28 protein-coding genes and 2 tRNA genes are annotated in these 22,519 nt (G+C 36.0%); 12 read left to right on the top strand and 18 right to left on the bottom strand.

Annotation, left to right across the window (positions count from 1 at the left end; translation table 11 throughout):
* Positions 1-165: 165 nt before the first annotated feature.
* From BUA89_RS19155 to BUA89_RS19145, 3 genes are all read right to left on the bottom strand, one after another.
* A tRNA-Val gene (locus tag BUA89_RS19155) sits at positions 166-240 on the bottom strand.
* Positions 241-273: 33 nt separating this feature from the next.
* A tRNA-Val gene (locus tag BUA89_RS19150) sits at positions 274-348 on the bottom strand.
* Between the two features lie 47 nt (positions 349-395).
* Positions 396-1,640, bottom strand: coding sequence for a bifunctional folylpolyglutamate synthase/dihydrofolate synthase (locus BUA89_RS19145; protein ID WP_072962427.1), 1,245 nt, complete (start codon positions 1,638-1,640; stop codon positions 396-398).
* Between the two features lie 98 nt (positions 1,641-1,738).
* Between BUA89_RS19145 and BUA89_RS19140 the strand changes: the two genes are divergently transcribed.
* From BUA89_RS19140 to BUA89_RS19120, 5 genes are read left to right on the top strand one after another with little or no spacing between them, the layout of a single operon-like run.
* Entirely contained in the window at positions 1,739-3,085 is a 1,347-nt protein-coding gene (locus tag BUA89_RS19140; protein WP_072962423.1) for a TolC family protein, read from the top strand.
* A 1-nt stretch (position 3,086) separates the two neighbouring features.
* Positions 3,087-3,677 (top strand): SprT-like domain-containing protein, encoded by a 591-nt coding sequence (locus tag BUA89_RS19135; RefSeq protein WP_072962419.1) that lies wholly within the window; start codon positions 3,087-3,089, stop codon positions 3,675-3,677.
* Positions 3,678-3,679: 2 nt separating this feature from the next.
* Positions 3,680-4,762 (top strand): mannose-1-phosphate guanylyltransferase, encoded by a 1,083-nt coding sequence (locus BUA89_RS19130; protein WP_228420632.1) that lies wholly within the window; start codon positions 3,680-3,682, stop codon positions 4,760-4,762.
* A gap of 31 nt (positions 4,763-4,793) precedes the next feature.
* Complete coding sequence (locus BUA89_RS19125) at positions 4,794-5,465, top strand: hypothetical protein (RefSeq protein ID WP_072962413.1); 672 nt, start codon at positions 4,794-4,796, stop codon at positions 5,463-5,465.
* Positions 5,428-5,967 carry a GNAT family N-acetyltransferase gene (locus BUA89_RS19120; RefSeq protein WP_072962411.1) on the top strand — a complete coding sequence of 180 codons (540 nt, stop codon included), beginning with the start codon at positions 5,428-5,430 and terminating at the stop codon, positions 5,965-5,967. Before BUA89_RS19125 ends, BUA89_RS19120 begins: the two co-directional genes overlap by 38 nt.
* A gap of 68 nt (positions 5,968-6,035) precedes the next feature.
* On the opposite strand, the gene bcp is transcribed toward BUA89_RS19120, so the two are convergent.
* Positions 6,036-6,485 carry a thioredoxin-dependent thiol peroxidase gene (bcp, locus tag BUA89_RS19115; RefSeq protein ID WP_072962407.1) on the bottom strand — a complete coding sequence of 150 codons (450 nt, stop codon included), beginning with the start codon at positions 6,483-6,485 and terminating at the stop codon, positions 6,036-6,038.
* A gap of 33 nt (positions 6,486-6,518) precedes the next feature.
* On the opposite strand from bcp, the gene BUA89_RS19110 reads away from it, so the two are divergent.
* Positions 6,519-7,145: an endonuclease III domain-containing protein gene (locus BUA89_RS19110; protein WP_072962404.1), complete on the top strand. Its 627-nt coding sequence runs from the start codon at positions 6,519-6,521 to the stop codon at positions 7,143-7,145.
* Between the two features lie 15 nt (positions 7,146-7,160).
* Here BUA89_RS19110 and BUA89_RS19105 read toward each other — a convergent pair whose 3' ends face one another.
* Together BUA89_RS19105 and BUA89_RS19100 are read right to left on the bottom strand one after the other, a co-directional pair.
* On the bottom strand, positions 7,161-7,517 hold the full coding sequence (locus tag BUA89_RS19105; protein ID WP_228420631.1) for a hypothetical protein: 357 nt from the start codon (positions 7,515-7,517) through the stop codon (positions 7,161-7,163).
* Between the two features lie 137 nt (positions 7,518-7,654).
* Positions 7,655-8,251 (bottom strand): Crp/Fnr family transcriptional regulator, encoded by a 597-nt coding sequence (locus BUA89_RS19100; RefSeq protein ID WP_072962397.1) that lies wholly within the window; start codon positions 8,249-8,251, stop codon positions 7,655-7,657.
* 162 nt (positions 8,252-8,413) lie between these two features.
* Here BUA89_RS19100 and BUA89_RS19095 point away from each other — a divergent pair, with 162 nt between their 5' ends.
* Together BUA89_RS19095 and BUA89_RS19090 are read left to right on the top strand one after the other, a co-directional pair.
* Positions 8,414-9,397: a quinone oxidoreductase family protein gene (locus BUA89_RS19095; RefSeq protein WP_072962393.1), complete on the top strand. Its 984-nt coding sequence runs from the start codon at positions 8,414-8,416 to the stop codon at positions 9,395-9,397.
* A 22-nt stretch (positions 9,398-9,419) separates the two neighbouring features.
* Positions 9,420-10,160: an SDR family NAD(P)-dependent oxidoreductase gene (locus BUA89_RS19090; protein ID WP_072962389.1), complete on the top strand. Its 741-nt coding sequence runs from the start codon at positions 9,420-9,422 to the stop codon at positions 10,158-10,160.
* A gap of 65 nt (positions 10,161-10,225) precedes the next feature.
* Here BUA89_RS19090 and BUA89_RS23455 read toward each other — a convergent pair whose 3' ends face one another.
* The 5 genes from BUA89_RS23455 to BUA89_RS19070 all read right to left on the bottom strand — a co-directional run bounded on the left by BUA89_RS23455 (position 10,226) and on the right by BUA89_RS19070 (position 13,710).
* Positions 10,226-10,426, bottom strand: a complete 201-nt coding sequence (locus BUA89_RS23455; RefSeq protein WP_317043402.1) for a DinB family protein — start codon at positions 10,424-10,426, stop codon at positions 10,226-10,228.
* Positions 10,427-10,473: 47 nt separating this feature from the next.
* Complete coding sequence (locus BUA89_RS23450) at positions 10,474-10,671, bottom strand: hypothetical protein (protein WP_317043401.1); 198 nt, start codon at positions 10,669-10,671, stop codon at positions 10,474-10,476.
* Positions 10,672-10,673: 2 nt separating this feature from the next.
* Entirely contained in the window at positions 10,674-11,279 is a 606-nt protein-coding gene (locus BUA89_RS19080) for a hypothetical protein (RefSeq protein ID WP_072962383.1), read from the bottom strand.
* A gap of 59 nt (positions 11,280-11,338) precedes the next feature.
* Positions 11,339-11,728, bottom strand: a complete 390-nt coding sequence (locus BUA89_RS19075) for a DUF1398 domain-containing protein (RefSeq protein ID WP_072962379.1) — start codon at positions 11,726-11,728, stop codon at positions 11,339-11,341.
* A 185-nt stretch (positions 11,729-11,913) separates the two neighbouring features.
* On the bottom strand, positions 11,914-13,710 hold the full coding sequence (locus BUA89_RS19070) for a DUF885 domain-containing protein (protein WP_072962376.1): 1,797 nt from the start codon (positions 13,708-13,710) through the stop codon (positions 11,914-11,916).
* Between the two features lie 206 nt (positions 13,711-13,916).
* On the opposite strand from BUA89_RS19070, the gene BUA89_RS19065 reads away from it, so the two are divergent.
* From BUA89_RS19065 to BUA89_RS19050, 4 genes are all read left to right on the top strand, one after another.
* Positions 13,917-14,378, top strand: a complete 462-nt coding sequence (locus BUA89_RS19065) for a hypothetical protein (RefSeq protein WP_072962372.1) — start codon at positions 13,917-13,919, stop codon at positions 14,376-14,378.
* A gap of 175 nt (positions 14,379-14,553) precedes the next feature.
* Positions 14,554-15,258 carry a MotA/TolQ/ExbB proton channel family protein gene (locus tag BUA89_RS19060; RefSeq protein WP_072962370.1) on the top strand — a complete coding sequence of 235 codons (705 nt, stop codon included), beginning with the start codon at positions 14,554-14,556 and terminating at the stop codon, positions 15,256-15,258.
* A 58-nt stretch (positions 15,259-15,316) separates the two neighbouring features.
* Positions 15,317-15,715 carry an ExbD/TolR family protein gene (locus tag BUA89_RS19055; RefSeq protein WP_072962367.1) on the top strand — a complete coding sequence of 133 codons (399 nt, stop codon included), beginning with the start codon at positions 15,317-15,319 and terminating at the stop codon, positions 15,713-15,715.
* Positions 15,716-15,748: 33 nt separating this feature from the next.
* Positions 15,749-16,633: a ferric siderophore ABC transporter substrate-binding protein gene (locus BUA89_RS19050; protein ID WP_072962364.1), complete on the top strand. Its 885-nt coding sequence runs from the start codon at positions 15,749-15,751 to the stop codon at positions 16,631-16,633.
* Positions 16,634-16,647: 14 nt separating this feature from the next.
* Here BUA89_RS19050 and BUA89_RS19045 read toward each other — a convergent pair whose 3' ends face one another.
* The 7 genes from BUA89_RS19045 to BUA89_RS19015 form a co-directional block, all read right to left on the bottom strand.
* Positions 16,648-17,040: a hypothetical protein gene (locus BUA89_RS19045; protein ID WP_072962361.1), complete on the bottom strand. Its 393-nt coding sequence runs from the start codon at positions 17,038-17,040 to the stop codon at positions 16,648-16,650.
* Entirely contained in the window at positions 17,027-17,323 is a 297-nt protein-coding gene (locus BUA89_RS19040; RefSeq protein WP_072962358.1) for a hypothetical protein, read from the bottom strand. Before BUA89_RS19040 ends, BUA89_RS19045 begins: the two co-directional genes overlap by 14 nt.
* 2 nt (positions 17,324-17,325) lie before the next feature.
* Positions 17,326-18,729, bottom strand: coding sequence for a nucleoside recognition domain-containing protein (locus BUA89_RS19035; RefSeq protein WP_072962355.1), 1,404 nt, complete (start codon positions 18,727-18,729; stop codon positions 17,326-17,328).
* 265 nt (positions 18,730-18,994) lie between these two features.
* Positions 18,995-19,507, bottom strand: coding sequence for a DUF6973 domain-containing protein (locus BUA89_RS19030; protein WP_072962352.1), 513 nt, complete (start codon positions 19,505-19,507; stop codon positions 18,995-18,997).
* Positions 19,508-19,563: 56 nt separating this feature from the next.
* Positions 19,564-20,418, bottom strand: coding sequence for an acetyl-CoA carboxylase, carboxyltransferase subunit beta (gene accD, locus BUA89_RS19025; protein WP_072962348.1), 855 nt, complete (start codon positions 20,416-20,418; stop codon positions 19,564-19,566).
* A gap of 89 nt (positions 20,419-20,507) precedes the next feature.
* Entirely contained in the window at positions 20,508-21,578 is a 1,071-nt protein-coding gene (gene fbaA / locus BUA89_RS19020) for a class II fructose-bisphosphate aldolase (protein WP_072962345.1), read from the bottom strand.
* A gap of 71 nt (positions 21,579-21,649) precedes the next feature.
* Entirely contained in the window at positions 21,650-22,516 is an 867-nt protein-coding gene (locus tag BUA89_RS19015; protein ID WP_072962342.1) for an NAD kinase, read from the bottom strand.
* Positions 22,517-22,519: the final 3 nt, after the last annotated feature.

Raw genomic sequence — 22,519 nt, 5'->3', positions numbered from 1 at the left:
TTCAGAATGCAGCTACGAGGAGTAAGAGATAAATCGTTTTTCCTGTTCAGATTATCAAAACTTTTTGCTTAGTCCACAAGTTTTGTACTTGATCCGTAAACTCCCATGAATAGAGGAGAAGTAGTGTGAAACAAAAAATCTCCCTTTAAAAAAGAGAGATTTCTGTGGGTCCTGAGGGATTCGAACCCCCGACCCTCTGGGTGTAAACCAGATGCTCTGAACCAACTGAGCTAAGAACCCGAATTTTTTTAAAAGGTTTCGTTTCCTTTTCTGTGGGTCCTGAGGGATTCGAACCCCCGACCCTCTGGGTGTAAACCAGATGCTCTGAACCAACTGAGCTAAGAACCCTCTTTATCGTTGTTGTTTCCTCGATTAGAGTGGTGCAAATATACAACTTATTTATATAACTCCAAATTTTTTTCTAAAAATTCTCCGACTACAAAGTTACTTCCGCCGATAAAAATCATTTCTTCGTTTGTACATCGTTCTTTTGCAGAAAGATACGCATTCTGTACAGAATCAAAAATTTTATAAAAAATTTTTGCATCAATTAGCAAATCTTCATAGTCTTGAGGGTGTCTTCCCCTGTGAATGGAGGGTTTTGCAAAATAAAACTCGGAATTTTCGGGTAAAATTTTCATCACTTCATCGATTTTTTTGTCATTAACAAAGCCCAAAACGATGTGTTTGTGTTTTTCGATTGAATTTAATTGAGCAAAAACGTATTCCAAACCAGCCTGATTGTGTCCTGTATCGCAAATCGTCAGAGGATTTTGTGAAAATTCAAACCAACGACCGATGAAACCGGTGTTTTGATGAACATTTAAAAGTCCTTTTTCAATATTATCATCAGAAATGATGAAATTTAAATTTCTTAATTCTTCAATTAATCCTAAAACAACCCGAATATTTTTCTTCTGATAATTTCCTCTTAAGTCTGATTTTAAATCTGTTTTTAATAGAGTAGCATCAATAAAAGGAGCATTTTCTTTCTCTGCTTTCTTTTTAATGATATTTTTCACCACTTCATTTTCGTCTCCGGAAATAATTGGAATATTTGATTTTACAATTCCTGCTTTTTCCCTTGCAATTTCCTCTATGGTATCTCCCAAAATATTCTGATGATCCAACTGAACATTCGTAATCGCAGCCACCAACGGCTTAATAATATTTGTTGAGTCCAGTCTTCCACCTAAACCCACTTCAATGATTGCGAAATCTACATTTTGCTGATAAAAATATTCGAAAGCCATAATCGTTGTAAATTCAAAAAACGAAGGTCGAATATCTTCCGGCAGATTTTTTAATTTCTGTATAAAATTATAAACAAACTGTTTATCACAATTTTTACCATTTACCTTGATGCGTTCTGTGAAATCTATGAGATGAGGAGAGTTGTACAATCCGATTTTATAGCCCGACTCCTGTAAAACTGAAGCCAGCATATTGCTGGAAGATCCTTTTCCATTGGTTCCGCCAATATGAATGCATTTTATTTTTTCCTGAGGATTTCCGAAAAAGTCACAAAGTTTTGTGATATTATCCAGGCCGGGCTTGTATGCCTTCTGGCCGTCAATCTGATAATTAGGAGCCTGTACAAAGAGCCATTCGACAGCTTCCTTATATTGTTCGTTTGTCATGATGCAAAATTCTCAAAAGTTTGATTAATATGAAATAATAATTTTTTAAAACTGTAACTTTTTTATTTTTAGTTCGTCTAATAGGGAAAAATCTTAATATGAAAAAAGTTTTGACTATTGTTTTGGGATTATCTTGCCTGGCTGTCAATGCCCAGAAGAAATGGTCTTTGAGAGAATGCGTAGATTATGCAACGCAACATAATCTTCAGGTAATCCAAAATGAATACTCGAAACAAGCACAGGATCTGAACCTTAAAACTGCGAAAAAAAACTATCTTCCAAGCATTTCTGCAAGTGTTGGGAATACTGTAAGTTTCGGACAGACATCATTCGGTACGGGAAGTTTAAGAAATGACAGGTTCAGTAACAGTGCCAATATTGGAGCGGATATCTTAGTGTATAATAACGGAAGATTAGAGAAAACCATCAGAAAAACAGAATTTGATGTGGAAGCCAGCCAATATGATATTGAAACGATTAAAAATGATATTTCGCTTCAGATTGCCCAGCAGTATCTGACAACACTTTTAAATAAAGAGATTGTAAAAATTTCTCAGGCAGCAACAGAAAATGCCCAAAAGCAATATGAAAGAGCCAAAATTACAACTAATGTGGGAACAACGGCACAAACCGTTTTAGCAGAAGCAGAAGCGGCTTGGGCAAGAGAAAAGCAGAATCTGAAAACCGCAGAAGTAAATGTAGGAAGAAGTTTATTTGCTTTGGTTCAGTTGTTACAGCTTCAGGATTATAAAGATTTTGATGTTGAAGATGTAAGTGTTCCGGATCAATTGGATCCACAGTTGAAATCTGTTGACGAGGTTCTCACCACAGCTTACGAAACACAGCCCCAGGTAAAAGCAGCGGAAAGCAGAATAAAAGCGGCAGAGGCTCAGACCGAGGTTTCGAAAACGGCTTTTTGGCCAACCGTAACTGCCAGTGTAGGAATTGGGTCTTTCTATAATAACTTACTTACAACTGATATTACAGGGGTAGACATGTTTGGAAATTCCGTATATGAACGTAATTTATTCGGTCAGTATAAAGATAATTTTGGGCAGCAGGCAGCTATTTCTCTGAACATTCCGATTTTTAATAAAGGGATAACAAAAATACAGGTTGAACAGTCTAAACTGAATGAAAGTATTGCTAAAATTACGTTGTTGCAACAAAAACAGGCGGTGAGAGAAAATGTTCAGAAAGCTCAGTTTGATGTCGATGCAAATTATGAAATTTATTTATCTGCGGTTCAGGCTGAGAAAAGTACTAAATTGGCTTTAGAGTTTGCAGATAAAAGCTATGCAGCGGGAAGATCCACAATTTATGATGTGAATGTTGCCAGAAACAACTACGCGAATTCACAAGGTTCTGTGGCTCAGGCTAAATTTAATTATCTTTTCAGTCTTAAATTGTTGAATTTCTATGCAGGAATTCCACTAAGTTTGTAAAATGTCTATCCAATCGTTAGAAAAATATTTACCACAAAATACATTACAATATTTAAAAGTCTGGTTTGCAGATTATTATATTCACATAAAAATTACACGAAACAGGAATTCTAAGTTGGGGGATTATCGTAAGCTTCCGGATCATTCTCATGAGATTACGATAAACTCTACTTTGGTTCCGGAACTTTTTTTCTTTGTGCTGACTCATGAACTGGCACACCTTATCGCATTTGAAAAATACGGTAGAAGAATTTCTCCCCACGGCAATGAATGGAAGGAAACCTTCAGGCAGATGCTTCTGCAAAGCCTTGATGTGTATGAAGAAAGGCTTAGACCTATCATCATAAAGTTTTCAAAATCACCGAAAGCCAATTTTATGTCGAGCCCAGAACTGGTTAAATATTTTCATATTGAAAAACAGGATGATACCCATCTGTTTATAGAAAACCTGCAAAAAGGAGATTTTTTTATTTACAGGAACGAAAAGTATTTGTTAGAAGGTCTGATTAAAAAAAACTATCTTTGTAAGAACCTGGCTACGGGAAGGAAGTATTCTTTCAAACCATTGGCAAGGGTAGAAAAATGCAGTTAATAATGTCAAAATCAGATAGATATTGTGTAATAATGGCAGGGGGGATCGGTAGTAGATTCTGGCCAATGAGTACACAGAAATTTCCGAAACAGTTTCAGGATATTTTAGGAGTTGGACGCACAATGATTCAACAGACATACGACAGAATCAGCAGGATTATTCCTAATGAAAACATATTTGTAATCACGAATAGCGAATATGTAGAGCTTTCTCACCAACAATTACCGGAAATTCCTCAGGAAAATATTGTAGGAGAACCTTTGGTTAAAAATACCGCTCCTTGTAATCTGTACATGGCCAATAAGATTGCAGAAATTAATCCTAACGCAACAATGATTGTTTTGCCGGCAGATCACTTGATTTTAAAAGAAGAAACATTCTTAGAAAAGGCAGAATTGGCATTTGAGATCGCAGCTAAAAACGATTACCTTGTTACTTTGGGGATTACCCCAACACGACCTGATACAGGTTATGGTTATATTCAGTTTGTGGATAAACATGATTCTGAATATTATAAAGTAAAAACATTTACCGAAAAGCCAATTCTTGAAATTGCCAAAAGTTTTCTCGAAAGTGGCGATTTTCTTTGGAATGCGGGGATTTTTATATGGAGTGTGAAAAGTATTCATCATGCATTTGAAACGTATCTTCCGGAAATGACTCAGCATTTCATGGCCTGTGATTATAACGCGGGAAATGAAGCAAGCTGTATTGAGCTAATTTATCCTAAAGTTCAGAAAATCTCTATTGATAACGGAATTTTGGAAAAAGCTAAAAATGTCTACGTAATTCCTGCTGATTTAGGCTGGAGTGATTTGGGAACCTGGACATCTGTCTATGAAAATGTAGAAAAAGACAGCGATCAGAATGCCGTAAAACAAAAGCATATTCTTACCTATAATTCGACGGGAAATATTATTCACATTAAAAATAGTAACAAGGCTGTAGTTGTAGATGGATTGAAGGATTTCATTGTTGTAGACACAGAAAAGGTTCTTTTGATTTGCCCGAGAGACCATGATCAGCTTATAAAAGATTATGTCTTGGATCTTAAAAATCTGAAAAAGGGCGATAAGTTCATGTAAAATAATTAGTTGTTTTTTACGTTTTTCAGCTATGATAAGATTTACATATCGATTCGGATTATTCATTTTTTTATTTGGGGGAATATTTTGTTTTGCTCAGGAGAAAAAGCAGTTTTCTTCGGTTTCAGGAATTTTGCAGCGGATTGTTCCCAATATTAAAACAGATACCTGGATTTTGATTCATCAAAGTGGTGGGCAGGATAAAATCATCAAAGAATCCGGAGCAAAGAAAGAATATGTAACTCAATCTACAGGGTTTAATATCGGAATTGAAGAAGAAGGAGAATTTTACTATATTGTTTATTTTTCTGCCGGAAAGGCTGAATATGTTACGAATCTGGATGGATTAAGGACATTTGTCGGAAAGGTGGATGGTATTGAAGATGCAGCTGTAATTGCTTCCACAGAAGGATATATCATTGATGAAGAATTTAAAGATCTTGCAGGAAATTATTCCGAAGATGCCAACAACTACTACTTAGATTTAGGGAAGTTGACATCCAGAGAATGCCCTTATCAGAAAAAACATTTTACAATAGCAGTGAATAAATCCTCCGGAAACATCACAAATATTAAGGACAACGGATCTTATATAGAGCTTTATTATAAAAAGTGTACCAATAACCCAAGACTTTTAAAGCTTGAGAAAAAAGAAGAGTCCAAAGATGACTCAAAAAAGAAACCAGCTACAAAACGCAGATAATTTCTACGAAACAGAACGTCTGATTCTTCGTCCAATTTCTTTGGAGGATGGAGAATTTATTCTTGATCTTTACAATAGACCCAAATTTATAAAGTTTATTGGAGACCGTAATTTAAAAACGGTTGCAGATGCTGAGAACTATATTCAAAACAGGTTTCTTCCGCAGATGGAAAGACTTGGCTTTGGAAACTATTTGATGATTACTAAAGATGAAAATCAAAAGGTAGGAGCCGTCGGAATTTTTGAAAGGGAAGGTTTGGATGTCGTTGATATCGGTTTTTCTTTACTGGATGAATTTGAAGGAAAAGGGTATGCTTACGAAGCGGCAATTAAAGTAAAATCAATTGGGATGAATGATTTTGGGCTAAAAAAGATTTCGGCTATTACTACAAAAGACAATTTTTCTTCTCAGAAATTAATTGAGAAATTAGGATTGAAATTCCAAAAATTAGTCAATATTGCTGGCGATCCGGAAGAATTGATGTACTATGAAACTGAATAAATAATTAAAGTTATATCTAAAAAGACTTCGGCTGCCTTTGGCAGCCGAAGTCTTTTTTTATTGTAGAATTATCGCTCCAAAATCTGTTCAGCTGCAGTCTTTGAAGTCACCTTTTCAATAACTCTTGTGCAAACTCCTTTTTCATCGAAAATAAAAGTCGTTCTTACAATTCCCATATACGTTTTACCAAAAGTTTTTTTCTCCTGCCAAACTCCGAATTTTTCCAGAACATCATGACTTTCATCGGCAATTAAATCATATGGAAAAGCAAATTTACTGTGAAAGTTTTTCTGTTTTTTTACAGAATCACCGCTAATTCCCAATAATTGAAATCCGGCTTTTTCAAGTTTAGAATAATTATCACTTAAATTACAGGCTTCAACTGTACAAGTGGGAGTATTTGCCTGTGGATAAAAGAAAATAACTAATTTTTTCCCGATTAATTTTTCAGAATTTACTGTTTCTCCGTCCTGATTTGTTCCTTCAAATTGTGGTAATTTATCTCCGACTTTCAACATAATGATTTAATTTTGTTCAAATTTAATGGTTACATGACAAAAAAGCAAAGAGCCGAGTTAGTTCAGACAGAATTAGAAAAATTATATCCTCAGGTTCCGATTCCGCTGGACCATACCGATCCTTATACTTTAATGGTTGCGGTGGCGCTTTCTGCACAGACAACCGATAAAAAGGTGAATCAGGTAACGCCTGATCTTTTCGCTGTGGCAGGTACGCCGCAAAGAATGGCAAAACTGGAAGTGTTTGAGATCAAAGAGCTGATTAAAGAAATCGGTCTCGCCAATACAAAAGCCAAAAATTTAAAAAGAATGGCAGAACTCCTGTTGGAAAAGCATAATGGAGTAGTGCCACAAACGTACGAAGAATTGGAAGCGCTTCCTGGAGTCGGTCACAAAACGGCTTCTGTCGTGATGAGTCAGGCTTTTGGATTTCCGGCTTTTCCGGTAGATACGCATATTCACAGACTGATGACGCAATGGAAGCTCACTTCCGGAAAAAACGTCGTGGAAACTGAAAAAGACGCCAAAAATCTCTGGAAAGAAGAGGTTTGGAATAAGCTTCATCTTCAGATCATTTTCTATGGCAGAGAGTATTCTCCTGCAAGAGGGAGTGGAGAAAAAGATTTTATCACGAAAATGATGTTTGAGAAAAATAACTAAATAGCAAAACGCTATTTAGTTGTTTAAAAATAAGTATAAGGCTTTTATTTTTTCATTTTCAATAATTGCAACATCCGATCCTGTAGCAACCGTTTGATCTGGTGATCCTAGTTTCCAGCTGATGTGCTGAGTGTTATGATTGGATTTTGGAGTTTCCGTAAGAACGAATTCAAAATCAGGAGCCCAATCTTGCTGCAGTTTTTGGATGAGGTTATTAATTGATTCCAATCCCACAAAAGGCTCACTATTGTCACTTTCATAAAATTGAATGTCTGAAGAATAGATTTTCTCCATTAAAGCAAGTCTTTCTGTCGAGTTACGATTGTTCCAGATGAGCAATAAACTGTCTTGTAAAAGAATAGATGAGTTCATAATACTTAATTTTTGAATGTTAATTTTAAATTGTAACCGTTACAATTACAAGGGTAAAATTATAATTATCTGAAACGTTGAACGATGACATTTATTAAGAAATACTATTGACTTTTATCAAGACAAGCTTTTTGCAATTATTTCTTCAGAATATTTTTTCGGATCCGGCTTAAAGTTTCGGGAGAAATACCCAAATAAGAAGCGATCATGCTTTGCGGAAAGCGGATTAAAAATTCAGGATATGACTTTACCAAATTGTCATAACGTTCTTCCGCACTTAAGCTGATGGAAGAGTGAATACGTTTTTGGGTCGCTACAGTCCCTTTTCTGTCAATTTCTTTGATCATTAAATCGATGGCAGGGATTTGAGCCATCAGTTCCTGAATTCGGTTGTGCTCAATCATCAGGACTTCAGAGTCTTCCAATACTTCAATATTATAAAGAGAAGGCGTTTGGAAATTGTAGCTTTCATAATCTCCAAGCCACCAGTTTTCAATGGCAAACCGAATAATATGTTCCTGCCCTTTTTCGCTTACCGAATACATTCGTCCTGAGCCTTTTACAATGAATGACATGTACTTACAAACATCTCCTTCCTGTAAAAGATATTGCCTTTTGCGTAAATGTTTGGATTTAAATGCAGTCTGAATCAACGTTTTTTCATCATCACTCAATATAAGTGCCGATTTGGATTCAATATACTTGAAAAGAGGTTCAAATGGAACGGAGGCCACAGGGAATTTATATTTAAAGTTAAATAATAACGTGAAAGTACAGATTATTTTCCAAACCTCTTGATAAATGTCAAGAATAAGTTACTGCATTTGTCAATGTGTATGTTTTTGCACTGTCGCAACTTTGTCACATCAAAAAGTTTAATCAAAATCTAAAAAAAAATGGAAAAAAATAATGAAACCGGAGTGATCCGCATGAACAGACAAGGTTCACCTGCAGTTCTTGAATATCGTTTAGAAACAATCGGAAAACCAAATGCAAACCAGGTTGTGCTTAATCAAAAAGCAATTGCCTTAAATTTTGTAGATGTTATGTTCCGGAACGGAACTTTTCCGCTGAATACTTTTCCTGTCACAATTGGAGTAGAAGCAGCCGGCGTTATAGAATCTGTTGGTGAGAACGTGAACGATTTTGTAAAAGGGGATAAAGTGGGTTATTTTTTCTCTCTCGGAGCTTATGCGGAACGTCGGATTATAGATGCCTCAGAATTGATAAAAATTCCCGATGATATTTCTTTTGATCAGGCTGCAGCGGTTATGGCAAAAGGTCTTACCGCAAGAATGCTCATTAAGCAAGCATATTCTGTGAAAAAGGGAGATGTTGTTTTAGTTCATGCTGCAGCGGGAGGAGTTGGCTCATTGGTGAGCAGATGGGCAAAAGCTTTGGGTGCAAAAGTGATTGGAACGGTTGGTAGCAGTAGTAAAAAATCGTATGCCCTCAGTCATGGAATTGATCATGTAATCTCGCTTGATACTGAAAACCTGGCTGAATCTGTAAAGAATTTTACAGAAGGAAAAGGAGTAGATGTAATTTTTGATGGTGTCGGGAAGGCAACTTTTGAAGAATCCCTTAATGTCATTAAAAATGATGGTACAATTGTTTTATTTGGCTCATCTTCCGGAGCTCCAGATATCGATAATGGAATTTTAGAGGCTAAAAAAATCAAGCTGATCCGTCCGACTCTTGGAAGCTATCTTCCGGATAAAGAAAGTGTTCAGTTGGCTGCATCAGAAATGTTTGAAGCATTAAAAACCGGAATATTAGGAGAAATCAATCCTACAGTTTATCCTTTGTCGGATGTAGCAAAAGCGCATCAGGACCTTGAATCGGGGAGTACAAGAGGTTCAATCATATTCCATATTTAATAATTAAAAAATCATTACAGCGATGTCAAAATTAAAGAATAAAACAGCATTTGTAACAGGGGGAAGTCGTGGAATTGGCGAAGGAATTGTAAGACAGCTCGCTTTGGAAGGAGCCAATGTTATTTTCACGTATGTAAGTTCAAGACAAAAAGCAGAAGATCTGGTTGCCGAAATAGAAGCTTTAGGAGTAAAAAGTATGGCAATAAAAGCAGATGCAGGAAATCCGGAAGAAATAAGTAGCGTTATTCAGCAGGCTTCTGATTGGGGAATCGATATATTGGTAAACAACGCAGGATTATTTGTAACGGGCGAGATCGATAATAAACAGAATGATCTGTCTGCACTGCAGAAACAATGGGAAGTGAATGTTCATGGCGTTGTAAGCACAGTCCGGAATGTATTGCCATTAATGAAAAACGGAGGCCGCATCATTTCAATAGGTTCTACCGGGGCAACGCGCTCTCCTTATCCCGGAATTGGCGATTATGCCGCTACAAAAGCAGCTTTGGCAGCATACACAAGAAGTTGGGCAAGAGATTTGGGAAGCAGAAATATCACCGTCAATATTATTCAGCCCGGTCTTATCAATACGGATATGAACCCTTCAGACGGGCCTTTCAGTGCACAGATGCTGCAATCGGTTGCGTTGGGACATTATGGAGAACCGAAAGATATAGGAATGGCTGTAGCTTTTCTGGCAAGCGATGAAGCCCGCTATATTACCGGAACGACGCTCAATGTCGATGGAGGGCAGACGACATAATTTCGTAGAAATAAATAACTAAAAAACCGAAGCGAATAATTCTTCGGTTTTTTTAGCTTTAAGTGTTAAATATCCAGCAACCTCCTGTGATAATTAATCTGCCCCAAATGATAATCCAGGTGTGCCACCAAATGAATCAGAAAATATTCTGTCGTCATCGGGTAGCCTAAAGGTTCAAGAGGATATTCTTTCTTTGCATCTTCCTCAGACAGTTTTTCCAATGTGGAATTTACCACTTCAATCGTCTTTTCAATCTGTTGAATCAATTCAGTCTTTGGAATATTTTTTAATGAAAATTCCAGTTCTCTGTTTCTTACATAACCTGATTTCCTAAAATTGCTCCAACAAAATGGCTGATATTTCCTACCAAATGCAGCGTTAAATTTCCTGCAGAATTCAAAATATTTTTATCAATTTTCCAGATTACTTCTTCGTTTTGGTACGATTCGATTTCTGTTTTTAATTTATTTAAATCTCTTGTAAAAAGCGATTTTATACTTTCTGTTATCATTTTTATTTAATCTTTGTTTTAAAATATCCACTAAAATTTTTTGTGACTAATGAATCTATGTTTGTTTTATAATCTATAAACCCGTAAATGCTGTCATCTTTTTGAAATTTGGCTTTACTAAGAACTAATTTTTGATAGACAGGATAGGTTTTGCTAAATTTAATTTCACCTTTTAATGTTTTCGGGTTAATATCTTTGATTAAAAATTCATTATTAAAAACTTTTACCAAAACACCGTTTCCAAAATATCCATTATAATTATTGAGCCAAATATTGATTGTATCTCCTTTGTATTCGGCTTTACATTTATAATCATTGAACTGAAAAAACCTATATCTTTTTTTCTGAGGATAAAATACTCCATAAACTCTAGTATAAAATCCGTCTTCCTGAATGATATTGGCGGTTCTTGTTGAGCTTTCTAATTTCTCACTTTCAAACAATTGCAGTTCGGGGTATTTTGAAAGGATTTTTATGCTGTCGTTTTCAGGAAGATTTTGATCAACGCTAAATTTTTCAAAAGTCTGTTCTGCCTTTGCCGCTTTTTTACAACTTAAAATGAATAAGCAAAAGATGAGAACAAATGAAAAATTTAAAGATTGCTTCATGATTTTGTTTCAACAAATCTAAACAAAAAGCCACAAAATTAATTTGTGACTTTAATATTTTAATGAGGAATTTCTTCCGCCAGAATTTTGTTCCCGGCTTTGTCATAATATGTACAGGTGAATGTATCCAGATCAACAATCCACTTTTCGATTCCCGTTTCTGCACAGTCCTCACAAAATTCCATATAATCGGTTTCTCCTCTTTGATGACTTTTTAATTGTTGACTGAATTTTTCTTTATCAGAATCATCTGCAATCGTCAAATCTTCATATTGAGGTTCTGAAGTTGTTTTAAAGTCATTTTCTCCAAAATATTCGGTATGACTATCCTTTACCCAAGTTTCAAAAGATTTTACACCCATTTTCTTGATTTCCTGAATATAATTCGGAAAATCAGCCCCCGTTTTTACTTTATCGTGAGCATTTTCAATTTGTTCTACGGTAAACATTTTTCTCCGTTGTATTTTTTTTATTAAGCTTGAATTTTTATAGCTATTAATCGCAAAGGCGCAGGTTGTATTTTAAAATACGTTGTTAAGACGCAAGGATTTTATCTGTGATAAAATTAAGTTTAAAACTTTCCTGAAAATCTTTGATTTTTTTTGCGCCTTTGCGAGATTTACCAACAAAAAGATTATTTCTGCTTCTTCGCCCAAAGTTCCATTTTTCTGTTTAAAACATCTAAAGGAAGGCAACCCTGACTTAAAACTTCATCATGGAATTTTGCCAGGCTAAATTTGCCGCCCAATTCTTTCTGGTATTTTTCCCTCAATTCACGGATTCTTAAAGAGCCGATCTTATAGCCTAAAGCCTGCCCCGGCATTGCCATATATCTTTCAACTTCGGCAGTTGCCCCAGCTTCGTCGTAAGAAATATTGCTCAGGAAATATTTGATGGCTTCTTCTCTGGTCATTTTTCCGGTATGTAAACCTGTATCAACAACCAATCTTACGGCTCTTAACATTTGATCGCTCAAATATCCCATTTTTTGATAAGGATCTGTATATAACCCAAATTCTGGACCTAAAGTCTCACAATAATGTGCCCAACCTTCACCATAAGCTCCAAACCATCCGAATCTCATAAACTTTGGAAGTTTCGTATTTTCCTGTTGTAAAGAAACCTGATAATGATGTCCAGGAATTGCTTCATGTAAGAAAAGTGATTCCATTCCGGAAGTTACATTGAACTTCGAAGGATCAGGAAGCGGAACGTAAAAAATTCCGGGTCTTTTTCCATCCGGCGTCCCCTGGATGTATTCTGCACTCGCACTCGCTTCTCTGAATTTTTCCGTTTGTCTGATCTCAAATCCTGTTTTCGGAGTTACAGAGAACATAGTTTTCAGTTTCGGAGTAATTTTCGTTAAAATTCCATTGAAAGCTCCTAAAACTTCTTTTGGAGTCTTGTAAGGCATCGCTTTCGGGTCTGTTTTTACAAAATTGATGAATTCTTCCAGTGTTCCCGTGAAGCCAACCTGCTGTTTTACTTTTTCCATTTCTCCACGAAGCATTGCCACTTGCTGAAGCCCGATTTTATTAATTTCTTCAGGAGATTTATTAGTTGTCGTCCAGCTTTTAGCATAATAACGGTAGATATCTTTTCCATTCGGAAGACTGTTGTAGCCATCTGTTTCTCTAGCTTTTGGCAAATATTCTTTCTCTAAAAAATCTCCCATTTTTGTATAAGCCGGAATGATTTTTTGGGTAATGGCCTCTTTATAAAGCCCTGAAAATTTTTCTTTCTGCTCCTTTGTGAAATTTTTAGGAAAGTTTTTAATCGGGCCGTAGAAAATATTTTTATCTAAATCGGTTGTCGTAATTTCTTCGGCTCTCATCTGAGGAATCATTTTTACCACCAGCTTTTTAGGCAAAACCATTTTATTGTTGATTCCTTCTTTGAAATTATCTGTTGCGGCATTCATCCAATCGGGAAACTTTTCCATCCTTTTCAGCCAGTCGCTGTAATCTTTTTCTGTTTTAAAAGGCTGGCTTCCTTCACCGCTTCCATACAACGGAAAATTCAGCGGAAGGCCGCCAAATTGGGTGAAAGGAATATATTCAGGATGATAAACATAGGCTTCGGTTTTATCTTTTAAAGTATAATCCAAAACGTCGAAGACAACTTTGTCTTCATCGGAAAGACTTTTATAATCAACATTTTCCAATTGTTTCTGCACAGAATTGTAAAATGCAATTTCTCCGGAAATAAAATCTTTATCAATGGTAATAGGAAGCTGGTCGTTGTATCTTAAATCTCCCTGCGAAGTTGCTTCCAGCGGATAAAGTTTTAAATATTGCTCATAATAATTGGCGGCAATGGAATCAATATTCGATGGGGTAACTTTTGTTACCGGGGAATCGGTTTTCTTGCACGAAACAAGGCTTACAATCAATCCCAATCCCAAAATACTTTTTGATAAAATGTTTTTCATTTTTCAGATCTTTATAAAAACAAATGTAAATATTTTCAGAGATAATCTCAATTTTACAAAATAACATCAATTTTTAACCGAATATTATTAATTATGATGGATTTTTTAAAAATAATTTTCAAAAAATTTTTCACGTTCAATCTATTTTTTATCTTTGCTTAAAACGTTTAACAATCATAGTATTACAGTTCTTTTTTTAAGAAATAATGAAAGGGATTTTAAAAATTTACCATCCGGACGAAACGCTAAAGTACAATATCAGAAACACTTATTGTAAAGCGGTTTACAGCAACCAACAACATTTCCTAGAGGTTGAAATTATCACGGATGACGGTCTGGATCATGTAGATGATGATTCGCTGCAGTACAATTTTCCGCAACTTTCACTTGAAGTTTTCGATTTCCCTATCGATTCTGCGGAAATCGAAGGAAAAACAATCACCATCAACGATTCTGATGAGGATACCTACACCGAGGTAGATCTTTTCGACGATGAGGAAGCTTTTATTTATGATAACGAGCTTTTATTCGAGAAAAACGAAGAAGGTGAGCTTCAGGTAATCTGGAAGGGAACCATTGATGATTTCTACACTGGATCAGAAACGCCAATTCCATTCAGGCTTAAATGCGAATTCAAACAAGAAGAGATTGAAGTAGACGAAGATTAATCTAATCTTACTACCGAATTTTTATACCAGATTTCTTTTCAAATATTTTTTTGGAAAGAAATTTGCTGTTTATAAAAATAACAAATTTTAAGTTGTTTTTAAGCAATTTTTAAGAGTTCAATTCATAATATTCCATTACTTTTGTCGTTACAACTTTTATAAAAAATACACATTAATGCTGTTAACGGAACTTACTCAGATGTTATTTGCCCAAGTTGCTGCCCCTGCAGTAGCGGCAGACGATTTAGAATTCTCATTTTGGAAAATCATGTTCCACGGAGGAGCTTTCGCTAAAATAGTGATGGTAACCGTGTTATTGTTGGGTGTATTTTCCGTGTATCTTTTCTTTGAACGTTTTTTCTTTATTAAAAGATTAACATCGAAAACAGATTCCAATTTCATGGATAATATTGAAGATTTTGTAAGAGAAGGCAAAATGGAATCTGCATTGGATTACTGCAAAAGACAAAATTCTCCTGAAGGCAGAATTCTGGAAAAAGGAATTGCCAGATTGGGGCGCCCGGTTTCGGATATTGTAAGTGCCATGGAATCTCAGGCTCAGGTAGAAGTGGCAAATATGGAGAAAAACCTGAATCTTTTGGCGGTTGTTCCGAGTATTGCACCGATGTTGGGACTTTTGGGAACAGTGATCGGGATGATTATCGCTTTCTTTAATTTATCTCACGCCAGCGGATCTTTCTCTCCGAAAACATTGTCGGAAGGTATTTACACGGCATTAGGACAGACAGCGGTAGGTCTTGCAGTAGCAATTCCGGCGAACTTTTTCTACAATTTATTGTTAACAAGAATTGATAAATTTGTATTAAAGGCACAAAATATGTCGGGAGAATTTTTAGATCTTATCAACAAACCTTTATAAATCTTCGGTATGAAACCAAAAGGTTCCATCTGACAATTAAAAACAAGAAAGTCAACAGATGAAAATTCAAAGAAGAAATAAAGCGAATCCGGAATTCAGTTTAGCAGCGATGACAGACGTTATCTTGCTGATGCTGATATTCTTTATGATTACTTCATCAGCCGCCAATCAAAGCGCGATTGATGTAAAGTTGCCAAAAGCCGGAGCCGTTGATGATAATATTCCGAATCCTTTAACGGTAAGCATAAAGCCGGACGGGTCTTATTTTGTGGATGATATTCCGGTAGCAAAAGATCAGTTGGAAGCTACGATTGTAAATAAATTGACGGGACAGACCAACAAATCTTTCACGATAAGAGCCGACGAAAATACGATGCACAAAGATGTTGTCTTTGCAATGGAGATTGCGGAGAAAAATAAATTTAATATCGCCATTGCGACGGTAAAAGATAAATAATACACCTGAAATTTTGGGAAAGGATCATTTAAAATGAGAAGTCAGATTATCAATAGAGATGAACATAATAAAGACCGGGTAAAAAGTGCATTGCTTTCGATCCTGATCTGGTCTGCGATCCTATTGTTTGTTTTTTTATATAAATTAAAACCCGAATTGGATGAACAGCCGGAAGTGATTACAACCATGCTGGTGAATTTTGGGGACAACAGAAACGGAAACGGAGCAGAAGAACCTGCTGATCAACCGGGAAGTTTGGCCGCAGCGACTGAAGAAGTGACTCCTGAACCCGCGGAAACAGCTGTTCGTGAGACAAAAACGGTGATAAAGCCCGAGCCACAACCTGAAACTAAAAAAACGGAAGCAAAAGAAAAAATTATCACTGGAAATAATTCTAAAGTAGCTGTTCCGAAAAAAGAAGAATCCAAAAAACCTGATAAAGCAACAGTAACAAGTACTTCTGCCTCAAAGAATACCAAAAAATCTGGAGCGACCACTGCCAATTCTAAGACAGGAAACGGTGACGGAAAAGGAACTGCTGCGATTGGAAATTTAATAAAAGGAAGAGGAACAAAAGCAGGAAGCCAAGGCGACGGAGACGGAATCGGAAATGCAGGAGATCCTTTAGGCGGCGACGGAAACGGAGACAGTAAAGTAGGAATAGACAGAAAATTGGTAGGATTTATACCCGGAACAATGGGAAGAGGAGGAGCACAGCCCTCAAACAAATGTACTGCAAGTGGGACCATTACCATTGCCTACACTGTAGATAAGGCTGGAAATGTAGTGTCTGCAAGAAGATCGGGTGGAACTTCTGATCCCTGCATTTCATCAACTGCTGTGTCTTGGGTGAAACAATATGTAAAAGCCGAAAAAGCCAGTGTATCTTCTACAGGAACTTATAAAATTACATTCTAAAAATACAAAGCACTTTACTCAAGTGCTTTTTTTATTTCTGATATTCTGTTGATCACGGGTAGTGCAAATATTCCGCTGGTTTTTAGATACAATTCGTAGAAGGTTTTTGCTTTGTCTAAAAAGTCGTGATTGCTGGTTTGTTTACCGTTAAAATAGAAAAGGTTTCCCAACATTTCGTAATAATCTTTGTGATCTCTTTCCTGCCTTTCACTAACGATTTCTATAATTTCTTCTTTTGATTTTGACGAAAGTGTGGTAAAATCAAATTTGAAAATATCTTTCATTAATGTTTCAAAGTCTAATTCTTTTTGCATTAAACTTTCTTCTGGTTTATCCAAAATCAGTTTTTCCAATGCTTGAGTTAACTGACGTATGAGTCTTAATGTGAATTCTTTATCTGTTATCATTTTTTTCTTTATTTAAAAGTTTATCAATTTCTGGGGTTGAATCTGTTTTAGATATAAAACCAATTGTTCCTTCTTTACTTTTATAGCTTTTGAAAGCTAATGTTATCCCAATAATAATTCCTAAAAGAAAAAGTAAAATTGCAATAATTAGAGTGATGGTATTAGGATTCGGAAAATATACTATTGCTGAAAGGGCTGCTCCTATTAAAAAAGGAGAAAGAAATATTTGAACTCCACCGATTAATTCTACAGATTTTTCAAAAATATTTTTTTTATCTTCCATAATTATGCGAAAAACAAATAAGCTAAGGCAATTGAAGTAATAACACCCACCAAATCCGCCAAAAGCATGGCAATTACCGTATATCTCGTATTCTTCACGGCTACTGCTCCAAAATAAACTGCAATCACGTAAAATGTCGTGTCTGAGCTTCCCTGAAGAACTGCAGCCAATTTTCCCTGAAAACTATCTGCTCCAAACGTTGACATCGTATCTACCATCATTCCACGTGCTCCGGAGCCGGATAAAGGTTTGATTAAAGCGGTTGGAAGTCCATCTACAAATCGAGGATCGAATTGTGCAACATTTGCTACCCATTTCATTCCATCGATGATCACGTCAAAAACTCCGGAAGTTCTCAATAAAGAGATAGCGATTAACATTCCTACTAAATATGGAATAATTTTTACACAGGTCCTAAAACCTTCTTTTGCGCCTTCAATAAAAGCATCAAAAACATTGATTTTTTTATAGACTGCACCCAAAACGATCGCTAAAAATATGAAGAGAATCAATCCGTTACTCAATACTTTGCTGAAATCATCCAATTCATTTTTGCTTAATTTTGTTAAGTATAAAACCAATAAAGCGATCAAGGCAGAAATTCCGCCAACATAAGCGATAACGATTGGTTTTAATAAATTGATTTTCTGGTATAAAGAAACAATAATCATGGCGGCTAAGGTTGCTGTAAAAGTAGCAATCATACACGGAAGGAAAATATCCGTAGGCGTCTTTGATCCCATTGAAGCGCGAATCGCAATAATCGAAACCGGAATCAAAGTCATTCCTCCTGCATGAAGACACAGGAACATGATCTGCGAATTGCTTGCAGTATCTTTGTTTGGATTTAAAGTTTGAAGACTTTCCATGGCTTTTAAACCAAAAGGTGTCGCGGCATTATCCAAACCTAATAGATTGGCACTGAAATTCATCAGCATGTGGCCAAATGCCGGGTGATTTTTCGGAATATCAGGAAATAATCTTGAGAAAAAAGGCTGAATAAAACGGCTTAACAAATTAATTCCGCCCGCTTTTTCTGCAATACTCATGAACCCCATAAACAAAGTCATAATTCCAATCAAACCAAGACAGATTTTTACAGCTGTTTCAGACGTTCCGATCACACCGTCCGCTTCCTGAACACGATAAACTTTTACATCCTGTTGTAAAGAATCTGTTTTATAATGAATTCTGCTGTCCTCAAAATTTGGGTTTTTCATCAAACTGTCTCGGACAACCGGCGAAAGAACGTTTATTTTCTGTGTTGCAATCTGCACCGTATCACCGCCTTTTCCTACCACCATATCATTGAAAATGGTTTTGTAGTTGCTTGATGAAATGTATTTTATACTGGCAATGGCAATGGCAATAATGATAAATGCCGACCAAATTCTGCTGAGAACCATTTGTTTAAATTAAGATTGTTTAAACTTATCAAAAAAAGTTCAGATTACAAAGAAGAGGTGAATTTTTAAGTTATTGCGAAGAATGAAATGACGAAGCAATCTCAATAACGCAATTGTAATTTCTAAAAGAGAGAATGAATTATAGTATACAACTTGTCATTTCGACGAAGGAGAAATCTTTTTTTTAAATACTCAATAATAGATTCTTCACTCCGCATTTGCTTCGTTCAGAATGACAACTAAATGTTAATAAGGAAAAAACAGATTATTTTTCATCAAGATAAACCAAAAATCCATCAAAATCATCCTCCAGATTTTTCAAAACTTTGGCATCTTTCATTTTCTTTTCTAAACCCTCAATAAAAAAATTTTTTTCAAAAAACTGGCGGTGAATTCCGGGTAATAGCTCTCTGTAATAATCCATCCCGAATTTATTATTATGAAGATCCATTTTGGTTTCTAAAGGTTTATTGGGAAACAATTCTTCGTGCATATCGGTGATTCTTTTGCAGAAATCAAGGGCTTTTTCCGGAGAAGAAACTTTAGAACAATACATGCTGATAAAACAGCACCAAAGCGCATGTCTGAAAGCATTCCCAATTCCGTTGTTGGATGCGGTTTCCGGAAATTTTTTCTGAGCAATAGTGTACGCCTGAACCGTCGCATGAAAACTTAATAAGGAAAAAATAGGATGGGGAAGAACGAGCGATAAAAGACGCATAATCTTTTTAAAGCTCATACTTCGGATCGTATTAAAAAATATCTTGAAAGTTCTCATCAAATAAAAAATCTCTCCCTAATTAGAGAGAGATTATCGTATTTTGTTACAAATTATTAAGCCTTTACCGCCAATAAATTTACTGTTTTAGCTACTGTATCCTGAATTTCGGTTCTTTTCACAATAAAATCTACAAAACCTTTTTCCTGAAGGAATTCTGATGTCTGGAAACCTTCGGGTAAGTCTCTACCGATTGTTTCACGGATCACTCTTGGTCCTGCAAACCCGATCAAAGCACCCGGTTCAGCCATGATAATATCGGCTGTCATTGCGAAAGAAGCAGTAATTCCACCAAAGGTAGGGTCACAAAGGTAAGCGATGTATAAAAGTCCTGCTTCTGAAAGCTGAGCCAGTTTAGCCTGAACTTTTGCCAACTGCATCAAAGAATACGTTGCTTCCTGCATTCTCGCACCTCCTGACTGACAGATGATCATATAAGGAAGTTTCTTCTCGATACAGTAATCAATTGCTCTTCTGATTTTTTCACCCATTACAGAGCCCAAAGAACCTCCGATGAAAGCAAAATCCATACAAGAAACCACCATTTCAGTTCCTTTTACGGTTCCTACAGCATTTCTGATAGAATCTGTAAGTTTTGTTTTGGCTTTTACTTCTTTTAAACGGTCCGCGTAAGGCTTTGTATCTTTGAAGTTCAGGATGTCAATACTTTCAACATTAGCATCTAATTCAGTGAATTTACCTCCATCAAAAAGGATATCAAAAAATTCTGCACTTCCTATTCTTACGTGGAATCCATCTTCGGGAGAAACATAGTTGTTTCTCTTCAATTCGTCGTGTTCCACCACTTTTCCTGATGGAGTCTGATGCCAAAGACCTTTGGGAACGTCTTTTTTCTCATCAGTAGATGTCGTAATATTTTGTGCTTTTCTCTTAAACCACTCAAATGCCATATTGTTTGTATTAATGTATAATGAAAAAATGCATTAATGTAAAAACAATCAATAATGAAAATTTTTACGTTAATGCAAATTTACAATTCTTATTTTAAAGTATTTACGTTATTTAAATCTTCAAATGCCTGAACCAATCTTGTAGAGAAAGTTTCCTCCCCTTTTCTTACCCAAACTCTTGGGTCATAGAATTTTTTGTTCGGTTTTTCTTCTCCTTCAGGGTTTCCGATCTGAGTTTTTAAATACTCGATATTGTTTACCATATAATCTCTGATTCCTTCTGTATAAGCGAACTGAAGGTCAGTATCAATGTTCATTTTAATTACACCGTAGTCGATCGCTTCTCTGATTTCTTCCAAGGTAGAACCAGAACCTCCGTGGAATACGAAGTTGATTGGCTTCTCAGCAGTTCCGAATTTCTCCTGAACATATTTCTGAGAATTGTCTAAGATTTTTGGGGTAAGAACCACATTTCCTGGCTTGTAAACTCCGTGTACGTTTCCGAAAGCAGCCGCAATCGTGAAGTTATCAGAAACAGCCTTCAATTTTTCGTATGTATAAGCGATATCTTCCGGTTGAGTATATAACTTAGAGTTGTCAACGTCTGAATTGTCAACACCATCTTCTTCCCCTCCTGTAACTCCGATTTCTACCTCAAGAGTCATTCCGATTTTAGCCATTCTTTCGAAATATTTAGTCGAAATTTCTAAGTTTTCTTCTAAAGATTCTTCAGAAAGATCAAGCATGTGAGAAGAATAAAGAGATTTTCCTGTCTGCTTGTAGAATTCTTCGTTAGCATCCATCAATCCGTCGATCCAAGGCAATAATTTTTTTGCAGCATGGTCTGTGTGAAGGATTACCGTTGCTCCGTAAGCTTCTGCCAAAGTGTGAATATGTTTTGCTCCGGCAATAGCTCCCAAAATAGCAGCTTTTTGCCCGTCATTGCTTAATCCTTTTCCTGCGTTGTAAGCAGCTCCACCATTAGAGAACTGAATGATAACAGGTGAGTTTAGTTTTGCTGCAGTTTCCAAAACCGCATTTACGTTGCTAGAACCAATTACGTTTACTGCTGGTAATGCATATTTGTTTTCTTTAGCATGCTGAAAAATATCAGTAACTAATTGACCTGTGGCAACTCCTGCCGGGAAAATTCTGCTCATGTTTTACTTTTTAATATAAATTATTAGGGTGTTTTTAAATTCCTGTAAAGGTAATCATTTTTAAGATATTCTTAATTTCTTTTGTCCCTTCCCCAAAGTAGCTTCTGGCGGATGGTTTCATAGAAGCTCAAATCATTAGGCTGAACCAGCAAAATCTGAAAATCTGCCTTTCTGATGATAATTTCTTTATCTGTTTCTATGTGTATCAATCTTGAATCTAAAGAAAGTGAGTATTGTGAAACCCGGCTTTCTACTTTAAATTTAATTTCCACGCTGTCATTCACAACCAAAGGTCTTACATTTAGATTGTGAGGTGCGATAGGAGTGATGACGAAATTTTCGTTGTTCGGAGAAATAATGGGTCCGCCACAGCTTAATGAATAAGCCGTAGAGCCCGTTGGAGTAGAAACGATGACACCGTCGCCCCAAAATACATTTAAAAATTCATCATTAATATAAGAATCCACTGTAACCATCGATGTAGTTTCTTTTCTGGAAACTGTAACATCATTTAAGGCATACGGGAAAAAATCTTCCAGTTCGGGCGAAACAACCTGAATGACGGAACGACGGCTTGTTTTCACATCCCCTTTTAAAATAGAATCCAGTTCTTTGAAGGCTTCTTCTTTGGTAAAACTTGCCAAAAATCCTAATCTTCCGGTATTTACACCTACGATCGGGATTTCAAGATCTTCAATAAAGGTTAAAGAATTTACAATCGTTCCGTCGCCACCGAAAGTGAAGAAAAGATCGACTTCCTTATCCAGAAGATCCTGTTTGTTGTTAAAGGTTTCGAATATTTTTGAAAACTGAAGCGCCTCAGCCATCTCATCATACAAAACAGATTTTACGCCTCTGCTTTCCAGTTCGGAAATAAATTTGCTTAAATATAAAAAAGTATCGAGATCTTTTTTCTGAGAATATATGGCTGCCTTCATTAG

Source organism: Chryseobacterium arachidis (genome assembly GCF_900129245.1).
GTDB classification, from domain to species: Bacteria; Bacteroidota; Bacteroidia; order Flavobacteriales; family Weeksellaceae; genus Chryseobacterium; species Chryseobacterium arachidis.
The sequence above is the reverse complement of the archived record's forward strand: the minus strand, read 5'-3'. Positions and strand labels throughout refer to the sequence as shown.

Coding starts and splice junctions, on each gene's coding strand:
- BUA89_RS19145 (WP_072962427.1), bottom strand. CDS start 1,640: ATGACAAACGAACAATATAAGGAAGCTGTCGAATGGCTCTTTGTACAG.
- BUA89_RS19140 (WP_072962423.1), top strand. CDS start 1,739: ATGAAAAAAGTTTTGACTATTGTTTTGGGATTATCTTGCCTGGCTGTC.
- BUA89_RS19135 (WP_072962419.1), top strand. CDS start 3,087: ATGTCTATCCAATCGTTAGAAAAATATTTACCACAAAATACATTACAA.
- BUA89_RS19130 (WP_228420632.1), top strand. CDS start 3,680: ATGTCAAAATCAGATAGATATTGTGTAATAATGGCAGGGGGGATCGGT.
- BUA89_RS19125 (WP_072962413.1), top strand. CDS start 4,794: ATGATAAGATTTACATATCGATTCGGATTATTCATTTTTTTATTTGGG.
- BUA89_RS19120 (WP_072962411.1), top strand. CDS start 5,428: ATGACTCAAAAAAGAAACCAGCTACAAAACGCAGATAATTTCTACGAA.
- bcp (WP_072962407.1), bottom strand. CDS start 6,485: ATGTTGAAAGTCGGAGATAAATTACCACAATTTGAAGGAACAAATCAG.
- BUA89_RS19110 (WP_072962404.1), top strand. CDS start 6,519: ATGACAAAAAAGCAAAGAGCCGAGTTAGTTCAGACAGAATTAGAAAAA.
- BUA89_RS19105 (WP_228420631.1), bottom strand. CDS start 7,517: ATGAACTCATCTATTCTTTTACAAGACAGTTTATTGCTCATCTGGAAC.
- BUA89_RS19095 (WP_072962393.1), top strand. CDS start 8,414: ATGGAAAAAAATAATGAAACCGGAGTGATCCGCATGAACAGACAAGGT.
- BUA89_RS19090 (WP_072962389.1), top strand. CDS start 9,420: ATGTCAAAATTAAAGAATAAAACAGCATTTGTAACAGGGGGAAGTCGT.
- BUA89_RS23450 (WP_317043401.1), bottom strand. CDS start 10,671: ATGATAACAGAAAGTATAAAATCGCTTTTTACAAGAGATTTAAATAAA.
- BUA89_RS19080 (WP_072962383.1), bottom strand. CDS start 11,279: ATGAAGCAATCTTTAAATTTTTCATTTGTTCTCATCTTTTGCTTATTC.
- BUA89_RS19075 (WP_072962379.1), bottom strand. CDS start 11,728: ATGTTTACCGTAGAACAAATTGAAAATGCTCACGATAAAGTAAAAACG.
- BUA89_RS19070 (WP_072962376.1), bottom strand. CDS start 13,710: ATGAAAAACATTTTATCAAAAAGTATTTTGGGATTGGGATTGATTGTA.
- BUA89_RS19065 (WP_072962372.1), top strand. CDS start 13,917: ATGAAAGGGATTTTAAAAATTTACCATCCGGACGAAACGCTAAAGTAC.
- BUA89_RS19060 (WP_072962370.1), top strand. CDS start 14,554: ATGCTGTTAACGGAACTTACTCAGATGTTATTTGCCCAAGTTGCTGCC.
- BUA89_RS19055 (WP_072962367.1), top strand. CDS start 15,317: ATGAAAATTCAAAGAAGAAATAAAGCGAATCCGGAATTCAGTTTAGCA.
- BUA89_RS19050 (WP_072962364.1), top strand. CDS start 15,749: ATGAGAAGTCAGATTATCAATAGAGATGAACATAATAAAGACCGGGTA.
- BUA89_RS19045 (WP_072962361.1), bottom strand. CDS start 17,040: ATGATAACAGATAAAGAATTCACATTAAGACTCATACGTCAGTTAACT.
- BUA89_RS19040 (WP_072962358.1), bottom strand. CDS start 17,323: ATGGAAGATAAAAAAAATATTTTTGAAAAATCTGTAGAATTAATCGGT.
- BUA89_RS19035 (WP_072962355.1), bottom strand. CDS start 18,729: ATGGTTCTCAGCAGAATTTGGTCGGCATTTATCATTATTGCCATTGCC.
- BUA89_RS19030 (WP_072962352.1), bottom strand. CDS start 19,507: ATGAGAACTTTCAAGATATTTTTTAATACGATCCGAAGTATGAGCTTT.
- accD (WP_072962348.1), bottom strand. CDS start 20,418: ATGGCATTTGAGTGGTTTAAGAGAAAAGCACAAAATATTACGACATCT.
- fbaA (WP_072962345.1), bottom strand. CDS start 21,578: ATGAGCAGAATTTTCCCGGCAGGAGTTGCCACAGGTCAATTAGTTACT.
- BUA89_RS19015 (WP_072962342.1), bottom strand. CDS start 22,516: ATGAAGGCAGCCATATATTCTCAGAAAAAAGATCTCGATACTTTTTTA.